Here is a 12734-nt window from a genome sequence, read left to right on the forward strand (position 1 = left end):
CAGACACGGGCTAAACAATGAGCACTCAACCTCTGTGGGACACCGACCTCATCCGTCGCTACGACGTTGCCGGCCCGCGCTACACCTCTTATCCCACGGCTGTGCAGTTCCACGACCAAATCAGCCCGATTGATTTGTACCAAGCGCTGCGCGAAAGCAAGCAAGCGCTGCGGCCGTTATCGCTGTACGTGCATGTGCCTTTCTGCGCCAACATTTGCTACTACTGCGCGTGCAATAAGGTCATCACCAAAGACCGTGGCCGCAGCCAACCCTATGTGGAGCGTCTCGCCCACGAAGCCAGTTTGCTAGCGCCACACTTAGACAATCGCCAAGTGGTCGAGCAACTGCACTTTGGCGGCGGCACCCCGACGTTTTTAAGCCACGGCGAGTTGAAGCAGTTGATGCAGAACCTGCGTCACTACTTCAACCTGCGCAGCGACGACAACGGCGACTACAGCATCGAAATTGATCCGCGCGAAGCCGACTGGACCACCATGGGCCTGTTGCGTGATCTGGGCTTTAACCGCGTGAGTTTGGGGGTGCAAGACATCAACCCCGAAGTGCAGCGCGCCGTTAATCGCCTGCAAAGCCTAGAAGAAACCCGCGCAGTGCTGGATGCAGCGCGTGCCTTGGAGTATCGCTCGGTCAATATTGACCTGATTTACGGCCTACCCAAGCAAACCGAAGACAGCTTCCGTGACACGGTTAAGGCCATCATCGACATGCAGCCCAATCGCTTGTCGGTGTTTAACTACGCCCACTTGCCAGAGCGCTTCAAGCCGCAGCGCCGTATCAACGCGGCCGAGCTGCCAACGCCCGGCGAAAAGCTCGGCATGCTGCACTCCACCATCGAGCTGCTGACCGACGCCGGTTATCAATACATCGGCATGGACCACTTCGCCCTGCCCGATGACGAGCTGTCGATGGCGCAAGACAACGGCACGCTGCACCGCAATTTCCAAGGCTACACCACGCACGGCCACTGCGATTTAGTCAGCCTTGGCGTATCTGCCATCAGTCAGATTGGCGGTTTGTATTGCCAAAACAGCGCCGATCTCAATGTTTATCAAGAGCAAATCGACAACGGGCAATTGGCCTTGGTGCGCGGCTTGAAAATGAACGATGACGATCACCTGCGGCGCTGGGTGATTCAGCAAGTAGCCTGCCACTTTAAGCTCGATTTTGCCGCGTTCAAACAGCGGTTCAATGTCGCCTTTCATGACTACTTCGCCGCTGAAATGCCACGTTTGCAGCAACAAGCCGCCGACGGCCTGATCAGTCTTGACGGGCAAGGTCTGGCCGTCAGCCCTGCAGGACGACTATTAGTGCGCAGCGTCTGCATGGTGTTTGACCGCTACCTGCCAGAGGTGAATACCCAGCGCTTTTCCCGCGTTATATAAGTTTTTTGCTGAAAGTTGTTCTAGAGGCATAAGCAGGCTTGCGGTACCCTAACGAAAATTTCGATTAGGAACGTCGTCATGCCTGCTAGCTCTCACTCTTGCAGCCATAAAACCGGTTCTGGCTTTCAGACTCACTGCAATGACTGCAGCCTCGCCAGTCTGTGCCTACCCATTTCCTTAAACGTTAACGATATTGATCAATTAGACAGCATCGTCAAACGTGGTCGTCCGCTGAAAAAAGGTGATCACTTATATCGCCAAGGTGACACCTTTACCTCGGTGTACGCCATTCGTAGCGGTGCGATCAAAACCTACGTGGTCAGCGATGCCGGTGAAGAGCAAATCACCGGCTTCCACCTGCCTAGCGAAGTGGTCGGCTTGGCAGGCTTGGCCGGCGATAGCCATGGCGTTTCCGCTGTTGCGCTCGAGACCACCAACGTGTGCGAGATACCTTACGAGCGTCTTGACGACTTGGCCATGGAACTGCCCCAGCTACGCCGCCAACTGATGAACCTCATGAGCCGCGAGATTCGCGAAGACCAACAAATGATGCTGTTGCTGTCGAAGAAAAACGCCGACGAACGCATTGCTACTTTCTTGGTGAATATCTCCGGCCGTTACCGCTTGCGTGGCTTTTCCGCCCATCACTTCCGCCTACCGATGTCGCGCAGCGAACTCGGCAATTATCTAGGCTTAGCGGTAGAGACCGTGTCGCGCGTGTTTACCCGCTTCCAACAGCAAGGTCTGATTGAGGCGGAAGGTAAAGACGTACACCTGACCAACCCCACCGAGCTGTATGCCATGGCGGGCGGACGCTGCGAGTAAGCCGATGATTTTTGATGAATGCCTGATCAAGTCGCAAATTCGTGCCGTGCCGGACTTCCCCAAGCCCGGCGTGATTTTTCGCGACATTGCACCGCTGTTTCATTCGCCCAAAGCCACGCGCATGGTGGCGGACACCTTTATCCAGCGTTACATCGACGCGCCGTTCAGCCATATTGGTGCCATGGATGCACGTGGCTTTATCATCGGCTCGATCATCGCCTATGAGCTAAATAAGCCCTTGGTGTTGTTCCGCAAAAAAGGCAAGTTGCCGGGTGATGTGATCAGCGAAGGCTATGCCACCGAATACGGCGAAGCCTTTATGGAAATTCACAGCGATAGCCTGTGTGACGGCGACTCGGTGCTGATTTTTGATGACTTGATCGCCACTGGCGGCACGCTGTTAGCCGCAGCGCAACTGGTACGCCGTTTGGGTGCCAGCCTGTATGAAGCCGCCGCCATCATTGATCTGCCTGAACTTGGCGGCTCGCAAAAGCTGCAAGATGCTGGCATTACCACCTATTGCCTGACGGCCTTCGCCCTCGACGAGCAATAAGCCAAGCCGCGGGCCAGTCTAAGCGCCCAGCACTGGAGTGTTTATGCGCCGCGCCTTAGTGGTTCTACTTAGCCTGATTGGCGCTGCCGCGCTTGGCCTGTTTCTGCGCTATGGCGGCGGCGAATCCTACCCTGATCTTAGCGGCCCGCCGCTGATCCCCGAAGACCAGTTAGACATCGCCGCCAGCTCCGATGAGCCGATTGGCAATGTCGCCGTTAGTGCTGACGAGCGTCTGTTTTTCACTATTCACCCCGAGTCGCGCCCTGAACATAACCGTTTGGTGGAGTGGCGCAATGGCCAAGCGGTTGCCTTCCCCAATGCCGAGATTCAGAGCCAGCTAGGTGACATCCTTGGCATCGTGATTGATCGACAAAACCAGCTTTGGGCGGTCGATCATGGCCTGCACGGGGTTAAAGGCGCACACCTGCTGCGCTTTGACCTCAACAATAACCAGTTGGTCGAGCGCTTTGCCTTGCCCCGCGATGTGGCGGGGATTGGTTCGTTCGTGCAAGACCTGCAAGTCAGCAGCGACGGCCGCTGGGTTTATCTGGCTGATGTCGGTTTTTTTGCTAAGCGCGCCGGGATCATCGTTTTTGACACGCAAAAACGCCAAGCCCGCCGCCTGCTCGACCAGCATGACTCGGTCAGCGCTGAGAACTGGCTGATACAAACCCCCAGCAAAGCCATGACTTTTTTGGGCGGTTTAGTCAGCCTCAAAGCCGGCATCGATGGTTTAGTGCTGTCCAATGACGACGCGTTTCTCTATTACGCGGCCATGAACCACACCAGCTTATTTCGTGTACCCACGAGCGCCCTGCAAAGCGGCAACGATGATTTGGTGATCGCCAGCATTGAGCGCATCGGCAATAAACCGTTAGCCGACGGTTTATCCATCGACAATGCACACGGCGTCTATATCACTGACGTCGAACACGGTGCCGTACTGCGCATGAAGCCCGATGGCAGCCTAAGTACCTTGGTTAAAAGTGCACAAATTCGCTGGGCCGACGCGCTGAGTTTTGGCCCCAACGGCTGGCTGTATCTGGCCGACAGCGCAATTCCCGAACAAATGCTGCGCAGCAAAGCCAATATGCGCGAACATGCGCCGTACCATATCTTCCGCTTTAAGGCCCCGGTGGCCGGTGTGCCCGGCCATTAGCCTTGCGCACAGCTATATTGAGTCGCGCACAGCGCGCACAAGGAGTTCTCTATGCAAGGCAACAGTGAAGTCATCGCCTATTTCGTCCAACTGCTCAAGGGCGAGCTAGCCGCCCGCGACCAGTATTTCATTCACTCGCGTCTGTACGAGGATTGGGGGCTGAACAAGCTCTACGAGCGTATCAATCACGAGATGGAAGAAGAAACCGAGCACGCCGATGCCCTGCTCAAGCGCATTCTCTTCTTGGAAGGCACACCGGACATGGCCCCCAATACCGTGCACGTGGGCAAAACAGTGCCGGAAATGCTCAAGTTAGACCTCGAACTAGAGTACGAAGTACGCGCGGCGCTGGCCAAGGGCATTGCCTTGTGTGAGCAGCACAAGGACTACCAAAGCCGCGACATTTTGCGCGCGCAACTGAAAGACACCGAAGAAGATCACGCCTACTGGCTGGAAGTGCAGCTACAACTGATCGACACCCTTGGCCTTGAGCGCTACTTACAAAGCCAAATGTAACCAAGCTCAGGCCGTTTTAAACGGCCTGAATGGTTTTCAACTGCCGCGCCGCCAATAACGAAGTCACAATCAACACCCCCGCCAACAAGGCAGGCCATTGCAGCGCCGGACTGATATGAAAGCTGCCACCGATGGTCGCGGCCACTAAAAACAGCGACAAGCCCAAGCCCATCAGCGCCGCCTGCAGCCATGCCATAACACGCAGCAACGTCCGCAGTGCAGTGCGCCGCGTGAGCAAGGCAAACGCGAGCGCCAGAAAGACAAAAACCGCCGCCACCGCCTGCCCATCCTGTGGGTCAACCTGCAGGGCAAGCACGGCAAACAACGCACACAAGACCGCGTGCAACATCACAAACGCCATATTTCAGCCCTCAGTCGGCTGCGATTGCTGCCAATGTTCACGGCCCCAGTTGCACATGGCATTCAGTACCGGCTTAAGCGTGCGGCCATGCTCGGTGGCGACGTACTCCACGCGCGGTGGCACCTCAGCAAACACCGTACGACTGACGATACCGTCGCGCTCCAGCTCGCGAAGTTGCTGGGTCAGCATCTTCTCGGTAATCCCCGGCACTTGGCGGCGCAACTCAGAAAAACGCAGTGGCTGATCCATCAGGTGATACACCAGCAAGCTTTTCCACTTGCCGCCAACCACTTCCAAGGTGACTTCGACTGGGGAGCTATAGGTTTTATCCGCGCCGACCAGCTGCTTATCCGTGTTTACCGTATTGCCTGATTCAGCCGACAGCGACTCTTTGGCAGACATTGACGTCACTCCATAGCTATCAAAAAAGTAAGTACATGACAAAATTGTACGTACTTGTATAAAAGCAGGCAATGCTAATAATGACCGCATCGCAACGCTTTGTTGCACTCAACGTCGAGATTGAAATGGCACACTCCGCACAGCTTCAGCCCCTAAGCATGGGCGCTCTCACCCTACCGAATCGCATCGTGATGGCGCCGCTGACTCGTCAGCGCAGCCAGCCCGGCAATGTTCCGTACGCCCTGAACGCTGAATACTACGCCCAGCGTGCCAGCGCTGGCCTGATCATCAGTGAGGCCACGCAAATCTGCCCTGAAGGCCAAGGCTATGCGTGGACACCCGGCATCCATAGCCCTGAACAGCTGGCCGGCTGGCGCTTGGTTACTGACGCTGTGCATAACGCCGGCGGGCGCATGTTTGCTCAGCTCTGGCACGTAGGGCGGATTTCTCACACCGCCCTACAACCCAAACAACAAGCCCCGGTAGCACCGAGCGCGATTCAGGCCAACGCCCAGTGCTATGTGCAATATGCCGACGGCAGTCATGGCATGGCCGCAACTAGCCTGCCACGTGCGCTCAAGCTTGATGAGCTGCCGTCATTAGTCGCGAGTTACGCCCAAGCCGCCAGCAACGCCCTCGACGCCGGCTTTGATGGTGTAGAAATTCATGCCGCCAACGGCTATTTGTTGGATCAATTCTTAGCCAGCGGCAGCAATCAACGCACTGACGCCTACGGCGGCAGCGTAGAAAATCGTGCACGCCTGATTCTTGAAGTGCTCGATGCGGTGATCGCTCGAGTAGGCGACAGTCGCAAAGTTGGCATTCGCTTATCGCCCTACGGCACCTTCAACGATATGCACGATGACAACCCTGAACAAACACACCGCTACCTTGTAGAGCAACTCAACAGCCGCCAGTTGGGCTACCTACACATCAATCGACCCGATTGGACTGGCGCAGGCAGCGAGCAAGCCGCCGCACTGCTGAAAGAACTTCGCGGGCTGTACCAAGGCGTATTGATTGTCGCCGGCGGCTTTGATGCCATCACGGCAGAGCAGTTTATTGCCGAAGGCACCGCTGACTTAATTGCTTATGGCCGCGCCTATATCGCCAACCCTGATCTGGTCGAGCGCATCTCACAGGGCGCCGCTTGGAACGAGCCTGACGCCAACACCTTTTACGGCGGTGATGCACTAGGCTATACCGACTACCCCACCCTCGCCGCGAGCTAACGCGTAACCGCCGACACAGCTAGGGGGCCATCTATGATAAGGTGCGCCCCCCTTTTGTAACCGGCTGTGTCCAGCTTGCTGGCCCGCCTCACACGAGAAGCTGATGTCTGAGCTAAGCCAAACCCGCATCCCCAGCGTCAAAAATGACGTGTTGTCTGGCACCGTGGTTGCCATTGCCCTGATCCCTGAAGCCGTGGCCTTTTCCTTGGTGGCAGGCTTATCGCCCATCGTCGGCCTGCATACTGCTTTTATGCTCGGCCTGATCACCGCCTTGCTGGGCGGTAAACCGGGCATGATTTCAGGCGCGACAGGCGCCATGGTGGTGGTGTTAGCGGGGCTCGCCGCTAGCCATGGTTTGGAGTACGTGTTGTGGGCCAGTATTCTCACCGGCCTGATCCAAATCAGCATTGGTGCCGCAGGCTTAGGTAAGTTCATCCGCCTAGTGCCGCAGCCCGCCATTTTTGGTTTTGTGAATGGCCTAGCCATCGTGATCATGATGGCCCAGTTCCCGTTGTTTGACGGGGAAAACTGGATTATGTACGCCCTGGTCGGCGCCACCATGGCCATTGTGTGGTTATTCCCCAAGCTCACAAGCGTGATCCCCAGCTCATTGGCGGCAATTATCGCCATCAGCGCGGTGGTCATTGGCATGGATCTCGACACCAAGCGCGTGGCCGATCTGGCCGACATCAGCGGCAGCTTGCCGAGCTTTCATATCCCCACCGCGCCGATCAACCTCGACACCTTGATGACCATCCTGCCTTACTCGGTGATCTTGGCTTTGGTTGGCTTGATCGAGTCACTGCTCACGCTGGCGGTATTGGACGAAATGGGTGGCCAGCGCGGCGCCGGCAACCGTGAATGCATCGCCCAAGGCATCGGCAACACCACCTGCGGTTTTTTCGGCGGCATGGCGGGTTGCGCGATGATTGGTCAATCGATCATCAACTTCACCAGCGGTGGCTTGACGCGCCTTTCCGGCATTACCGCCTCGGTGCTGCTGATTATTTTTGTGGTGAGCCTAGCGGACTACATCGGCATGCTGCCGGTGGCCGCGTTGGTTGGCATCATGTTCATGGTCTGCGTGAACACCTTTGAATGGGGCAGTTTTTCGCGCCTTAAGCGCATGCCTAAAGCCGATGCGGTGGTGTTGGTATCTGTCACCGTGATCACCGTGTTCGCGGACTTAGCCGTCGCGGTGATCTGCGGGGTGATTATTGCTGCGCTGGTATTTGCTTGGCAGCATGCGCGCATCAGTATCCAGCAACGCTTGGAAGACGAGGACGTGGTGATTTACGAGCTGGAAGGCCCACTGTTCTTTGGCTCCGCCACGGCGTTTGGTGAGCTGTTCAAGGTCGAGCGTGACCCGCACAACGTCATCATCGACTTCGCCAATACCCGCGTGATGGACTCCAGCGGTGTCGAGGCAATCGACAAGCTCACCCGCCGCTACCTCGACGACGGTAAGAAAGTCGTCCTGCGTCACCTATCCGAAGACTGCATCGCCCTGCTCAACCAAGCCGGCCCGTTCTGCACGCATGAACTGGATAGCCCAACCTACAAAGTGGCGATTGAGTCATAACCCCTTGCTCAGCCAATAAAAAACGGCAGCCTAGGCTGCCGTTTTTTATTGGCGTGTTTCTTACTTCTTCTTTTTCTTCTTTTCTGACTTTTTAATGTGCGAAATCATGCGCTTACGCTTGTACTCCTGACGCGGTGTCAGGGTGTTGCGCTTATCTGCATAGGGGTTCTCGCCCCCTTTATATTCGATACGAATCGGTGTACCGATCAGTTTAAGCACGCGACGGAAGGTGTTCTCTAGGTAGCGGGTGTACGAACGCGGCACAGAGTCAACTTGGTTGCCGTGAATCACCAGAATCGGCGGATTCACACCGCCCAAGTGCGCGTAACGCAGTTTAATCCGGCGACCATTGACCAGCGGCGGCTGGTGCATTTTCAGCGCATCCTCAAGGATTTGCGTTAGCTTGTTGGTCGGATAACGGCGGGTGGCGGACTCATAGGCCTGCTTAACCGAGCCATACAAATTACCGACGTTGGAGCCATGTAGCGCCGAAATGAAGTGGATATCGGCGAAGTTCACGAACATCAAGCGACGCTCAAGTTCGGTCTTCACGTATTGCTTATGGCTCTCTTCCAAGCCATCCCACTTGTTCAGCGCCACGACTAAAGAGCGGCCACTTTCCAGCACAAAGCCCAACAGATGGAGGTCTTGTTCAACGATGCCTTCGCTGGCATCCATGACAAAAATCACCACGTTACAGTCTTGAATTGCCTGCAGGGTTTTCACCACCGAGAACTTTTCAACTGCCTCAAACACCTTGCCACGACGACGCACACCGGCGGTGTCAATCAAGGTGTAACGCTCTTCATTGCGCTCGAAGGGGATATACACGCTGTCGCGTGTTGTGCCGGCTTGGTCGAATACAATCACGCGCTCTTCGCCGAGCATGCGGTTGACCAAAGTCGATTTACCAACGTTCGGGCGGCCGATAATGGCGATCTTGATGCCGTGCTCTTCACGACTGGCTTTGGCTTGCGCTTCTGCGCGCGCTAAGGCTGCGGCTTCGCTGTCTTCACCTTCAACTTCTTCAAACTCAGGCTCTTCGGGCACTTCAATATGCCCAAGCACTGCCTCCATGAGGTTGCTGACCCCGCGACCATGAGCCGCGGCGATCGGTTGCAACTCACCCATGCCGACGGGAGCAAATTCGGCTCGCGCCACGTCCGAATCGATACCATCGATCTTGTTGGCAACGAGGTAGCTGGTTTTATTTCGCTTACGCAGGTGTTCCGCGATCATCAAGTCAGCGGCGGTCAAGCCGGCGCGGGCATCGACCAAGAACAAGACATAGTCGGCTTCTTCAATCGCCAGCAATGACTGCTCGGCCATTTTGGCGTCGATACCTTCCTCATCGCCGCTGATACCGCCGGTATCGATAACGATGTAGTCACGGCCCTGCCAACGTGCCTCGCCGTATTTACGGTCGCGCGTCAGGCCGGCAAAGTCGGCTACCAACGCATCACGCGATCGGGTCAGACGATTAAAGAGTGTTGATTTGCCCACATTGGGCCGCCCTACGAGGGCGATTACAGGAACCATGAACACCAAACCTCAAATTAAAAATGGCAACGGCCGCTGTCCCTTGAGACAGCGGCCGCGCAGTACTTCAGCGCTATATCAGCGTAGGGTCAGAGCAACCAGCTCGCCACCATTGCCGAAGGCATACAGCCAGTCACCAACGACCAGCGCACGAACACGCAAGCCATCGCCGTCAACTTTAGTGCGCCCTACAAAGCGACCGTCCACCTGACTGATCAGATGCAAATAACCTTCAAAATCACCCACCGCGAGGTAGGTAGAGAATGGCGCCGGCGCACTCAACTGACGACGAGCCAACGCATCCTGACTCCACAGAGCCGTCGCGGTGCGATCATCAATCGCCTCTAGCGTGCCGTTAGCATGGCTCACAAATACCGAGCCTAAATCTTCACCCAAACCTGAGTAGCTGGACGCTTCACGCTGCCAGCGGATTTGCCCATTGCGCATATCCAGCGCAGCAACGCGACCTTGATAGCTGACCACGTATAACGTGCTTTCGGACAACACCAAGTTGCCGTCGATATCGACCACGCGCTCAAGCTCGGAGCGGCCTTGTGGAATGGCTACGCGTTGCTCCCAAACGGGCAAGCCACGATCGGCATCTAAGGCAATAACCTTACCGCTGGCCAAACCAGCAACGACTAAATTGCGGGTAATAATCGGGTTACTGGTGCCGCGAAGGGTCAACACCGGCAAGGTGTTTTCATAAATCCAGCGCTGATCACCAGTTGCCGCATCCAAAGCCAACAAGTTGTCGTCTTGCGTTTGTACAACGACCACGCGGCCATTGGTGACAGGGGCCGACAAGACTTCACTCTTAAGACGCTTTTTCCAACGGCGCTTACCGCTGGCGGCATCTAGGGCAATAATATCGCCACGCAAAGTACCGACCAGCACCAAGCCTTCGCCAGCACCTACGCCGCCACTTACCGGCTTATCGAGCTCTTTTTTCCACAACACATCGCCACTAAAGCGATCCATTGCGACCACTAAACCTTCACTATCCGCCGCAAAAATACGATCGCCATCAATAGCCGGAGTTAGCAGGTTATACAGATCACCTTGGCCCGAACCGATGCCGCGACTCCACTGCTTATCCAGCTGCACTTCTTCTTCAAAGTCAGGCAAATCTGCCGGTGGCAGTTCTTTTTTGCTGTTGCTTGAGCAGCCCGCGACTAAAACGGTTAACGCTAAAACGCCAAGTAGTTTATTACGCAGCATTTACACCTCCTCCTTGGCTAAGTCATCCAGTTTTAATTGCACGCTGGCGCCATCGCTGCCCGCATCCAGTGCTTGTTGATACGCCGCACGGGCTTCGTCAAATCGACCCAACTGCTTGAGTAAGTCACCACGAATCTCGGCGCGCGCTGCAATGTAGGCGGCACTGGCTTCGCCAGTCAGTAATGCCAAGCCATCATCCGCTTTATCTTGCGCTGCCAATACACGCGCCAAACGCTGACGTGCAATTTCTTTAACTTCGGCAGTGGCCTGCCCATCGAGCAGATTTTTAAGCTCAGCGGCGGCATCGTCGAGCTTGTTTTGCTCAACGGCCAACTTGGCCACAAATAAGCTAGCGAAGGCAGCATAAGCACTGTTTGCGTGTTCAGTTTTAAGGGTGTCAGCCAGCTTCAAAACCTTATCGGCATCAACCGCTTCGCCGCTGGCGAGCATCGCCTGCATCAGCTGTTCGAACGCTATCGAGCCCTGCTGATTGCTGACCTGCTGATGCTCTTGCCAAGCTTGCCAACCAAATACACCGGCCAACGCTAAAACAGCACCGGTCACGATCGGCATGCCGTTCTCTTTCCACCAGTTTTTGAGCAGAGCAATCTGTTCTTCTTCGGTCTGCGGGGCCACGCTGTTACTCCTTAGTCTTACTTAAAGCCCGAAACGATTAGCCAAGAAACTTGGCAAATCATTCCAGCTCATGGTTTGTTGGGCGCTGTCATCGCGCAGCGGTTTAACCCCGACCTGCTCTTGGGCTAGCTCGTCATCCCCCAGAATCAGAGCTAACTCAGCACCACTTTTGTCCGCTTTTTTCAGCTGACTTTTAAAACTACCGGCGCCGGCATTCACCACCACGCGCAAGGACGGCAGAGTATCACGTAAACGCTCCGCCAAGGCGAGCGCTGCAAGCTCGGCAGGCTCACCAAAAGCCGCCAAATACACATCTACGCTGCGTGACAACTCAGCCGGTACCGCCTCAAGGGTTTCCAGCAGAAGCACCAAGCGCTCCACGCCCATGGCAAAGCCCACCGCCGGGGTTGTTTTGCCGCCTAGCTGCTCAACCAAACCGTCGTAACGGCCGCCGGCACACACCGTGCCTTGCGCGCCCAACTTGTCCGTTACCCACTCAAACACGGTTTTGCCGTAGTAATCCAAGCCACGCACTAGCTTGCTGTTGATGACGTACGGCACGCCCGCCGCTTGCAAGCGCGCCTGAAGGCCGGCGAAGTGAGCCTTGGACTCTTCATCCAAATAAGCATCCAGTTTGGGCGCATCGACCAACAAAGCTTGCGTGTCAGCGTTCTTGCTATCCAAGATCCGCAGCGGATTGGTCGTCAAGCGACGCTGGCTGTCTTCATCCAACTGATCACGACGCACCTCAAGGTAGGCCACCAAAGCATCACGGTAGCGCGCGCGGGCTTCACTTGTGCCCAGCGTATTAAGTTCTAAGGTTACGGCATCACGCAGGCCTAGCTTGCCCCACAAGCGCCAAGTCAAAATAATCAACTCAGCATCAATGTCAGGCCCAGCTAAGTTGAAGACTTCCACGCCCATTTGGTGAAACTGGCGATAACGGCCTTTTTGCGGTCGTTCATGGCGAAACATTGGCCCGTTGTACCAAACTTTTTGTACCTGTCCACCGCCTGTCAGACCATGTTCGAGCATGGCGCGCACGCAGCCTGCAGTGCCTTCTGGACGCAATGTCAGCAAGTCACCGTTGCGATCAGCGAAGGTATACATCTCTTTTTCAACGATATCGGTGACTTCACCAATCGAGCGTTTAAACAGCTCGGTAAATTCAACGATCGGTAAGCGCACCTGACTGTAGCCATAGGTGTCTAGCAAGCCACTCACTTGGGCCTCTAGATAGCGCCAGACAGGCGATTCATTCGGGCGAATATCATTCATGCCACGAATGGCTTGCAGGTTTTTACTCAC

General features: G+C 55.8%; 13 protein-coding genes. 7 read left to right on the top strand and 6 right to left on the bottom strand.

Going from position 1 to position 12734, the window contains the following annotated elements; all coding sequences use genetic code 11:
* Positions 1-17 precede the first annotated feature (17 nt).
* The 5 genes from hemN to bfr all read left to right on the top strand — a co-directional run bounded on the left by hemN (position 18) and on the right by bfr (position 4453).
* Entirely contained in the window at positions 18-1400 is a 1383-nt protein-coding gene (gene hemN, locus MKI83_RS07845) for an oxygen-independent coproporphyrinogen III oxidase (protein WP_241584687.1), read from the top strand.
* A gap of 78 nt (positions 1401-1478) precedes the next feature.
* Entirely contained in the window at positions 1479-2225 is a 747-nt protein-coding gene (gene fnr / locus MKI83_RS07850; RefSeq protein ID WP_241584690.1) for a fumarate/nitrate reduction transcriptional regulator Fnr, read from the top strand.
* Positions 2226-2229: 4 nt separating this feature from the next.
* Positions 2230-2778, top strand: a complete 549-nt coding sequence (locus MKI83_RS07855) for an adenine phosphoribosyltransferase (protein ID WP_241584691.1) — start codon at positions 2230-2232, stop codon at positions 2776-2778.
* 43 nt (positions 2779-2821) lie between these two features.
* On the top strand, positions 2822-3937 hold the full coding sequence (locus MKI83_RS07860; protein ID WP_241584693.1) for an L-dopachrome tautomerase-related protein: 1116 nt from the start codon (positions 2822-2824) through the stop codon (positions 3935-3937).
* Positions 3938-3988: 51 nt separating this feature from the next.
* Positions 3989-4453, top strand: a complete 465-nt coding sequence (bfr, locus tag MKI83_RS07865) for a bacterioferritin (RefSeq protein ID WP_241584695.1) — start codon at positions 3989-3991, stop codon at positions 4451-4453.
* Between the two features lie 16 nt (positions 4454-4469).
* Here bfr and MKI83_RS07870 read toward each other — a convergent pair whose 3' ends face one another.
* Entirely contained in the window at positions 4470-4802 is a 333-nt protein-coding gene (locus MKI83_RS07870; RefSeq protein WP_241584697.1) for a hypothetical protein, read from the bottom strand.
* Positions 4803-4817: 15 nt separating this feature from the next.
* A complete protein-coding gene (locus tag MKI83_RS07875) occupies positions 4818-5216 on the bottom strand; it encodes a winged helix-turn-helix transcriptional regulator (RefSeq protein WP_241584698.1) in 399 nt (132 codons plus the stop codon).
* A gap of 125 nt (positions 5217-5341) precedes the next feature.
* Here MKI83_RS07875 and MKI83_RS07880 point away from each other — a divergent pair, with 125 nt between their 5' ends.
* On the top strand, positions 5342-6448 hold the full coding sequence (locus tag MKI83_RS07880; protein WP_241584880.1) for an alkene reductase: 1107 nt from the start codon (positions 5342-5344) through the stop codon (positions 6446-6448).
* 103 nt (positions 6449-6551) lie between these two features.
* Positions 6552-8030, top strand: a complete 1479-nt coding sequence (locus tag MKI83_RS07885; protein ID WP_241584699.1) for a SulP family inorganic anion transporter — start codon at positions 6552-6554, stop codon at positions 8028-8030.
* 60 nt (positions 8031-8090) lie between these two features.
* Here MKI83_RS07885 and der read toward each other — a convergent pair whose 3' ends face one another.
* The 4 genes from der to hisS all read right to left on the bottom strand — a co-directional run bounded on the left by der (position 8091) and on the right by hisS (position 12734).
* Complete coding sequence (gene der, locus MKI83_RS07890) at positions 8091-9569, bottom strand: ribosome biogenesis GTPase Der (RefSeq protein WP_241584700.1); 1479 nt, start codon at positions 9567-9569, stop codon at positions 8091-8093.
* Between the two features lie 78 nt (positions 9570-9647).
* Positions 9648-10790 carry an outer membrane protein assembly factor BamB gene (gene bamB, locus MKI83_RS07895; RefSeq protein WP_241584701.1) on the bottom strand — a complete coding sequence of 381 codons (1143 nt, stop codon included), beginning with the start codon at positions 10788-10790 and terminating at the stop codon, positions 9648-9650.
* On the bottom strand, positions 10791-11426 hold the full coding sequence (locus MKI83_RS07900) for a YfgM family protein (protein ID WP_241584702.1): 636 nt from the start codon (positions 11424-11426) through the stop codon (positions 10791-10793).
* A 21-nt stretch (positions 11427-11447) separates the two neighbouring features.
* On the bottom strand, positions 11448-12734 hold the full coding sequence (hisS, locus tag MKI83_RS07905; RefSeq protein ID WP_241584703.1) for a histidine--tRNA ligase: 1287 nt from the start codon (positions 12732-12734) through the stop codon (positions 11448-11450).

It is taken from the genome of Atopomonas sediminilitoris, assembly GCF_022601735.1.
In the GTDB taxonomy this organism is placed as follows: domain Bacteria; phylum Pseudomonadota; class Gammaproteobacteria; order Pseudomonadales; family Pseudomonadaceae; genus Atopomonas; species Atopomonas sediminilitoris.

Excerpts from the sequence above, each read along its gene's own strand:
- hemN (WP_241584687.1), top strand. The coding sequence starts at position 18 with ATGAGCACTCAACCTCTGTGGGACACCGACCTCATCCGTCGCTACGAC.
- fnr (WP_241584690.1), top strand. The coding sequence starts at position 1,479 with ATGCCTGCTAGCTCTCACTCTTGCAGCCATAAAACCGGTTCTGGCTTT.
- MKI83_RS07855 (WP_241584691.1), top strand. The coding sequence starts at position 2,230 with ATGATTTTTGATGAATGCCTGATCAAGTCGCAAATTCGTGCCGTGCCG.
- MKI83_RS07860 (WP_241584693.1), top strand. The coding sequence starts at position 2,822 with ATGCGCCGCGCCTTAGTGGTTCTACTTAGCCTGATTGGCGCTGCCGCG.
- bfr (WP_241584695.1), top strand. The coding sequence starts at position 3,989 with ATGCAAGGCAACAGTGAAGTCATCGCCTATTTCGTCCAACTGCTCAAG.
- MKI83_RS07870 (WP_241584697.1), bottom strand. The coding sequence starts at position 4,802 with ATGTTGCACGCGGTCTTGTGTGCGTTGTTTGCCGTGCTTGCCCTGCAG.
- MKI83_RS07875 (WP_241584698.1), bottom strand. The coding sequence starts at position 5,216 with ATGTCTGCCAAAGAGTCGCTGTCGGCTGAATCAGGCAATACGGTAAAC.
- MKI83_RS07880 (WP_241584880.1), top strand. The coding sequence starts at position 5,342 with ATGGCACACTCCGCACAGCTTCAGCCCCTAAGCATGGGCGCTCTCACC.
- MKI83_RS07885 (WP_241584699.1), top strand. The coding sequence starts at position 6,552 with ATGTCTGAGCTAAGCCAAACCCGCATCCCCAGCGTCAAAAATGACGTG.
- der (WP_241584700.1), bottom strand. The coding sequence starts at position 9,569 with ATGGTTCCTGTAATCGCCCTCGTAGGGCGGCCCAATGTGGGCAAATCA.
- bamB (WP_241584701.1), bottom strand. The coding sequence starts at position 10,790 with ATGCTGCGTAATAAACTACTTGGCGTTTTAGCGTTAACCGTTTTAGTC.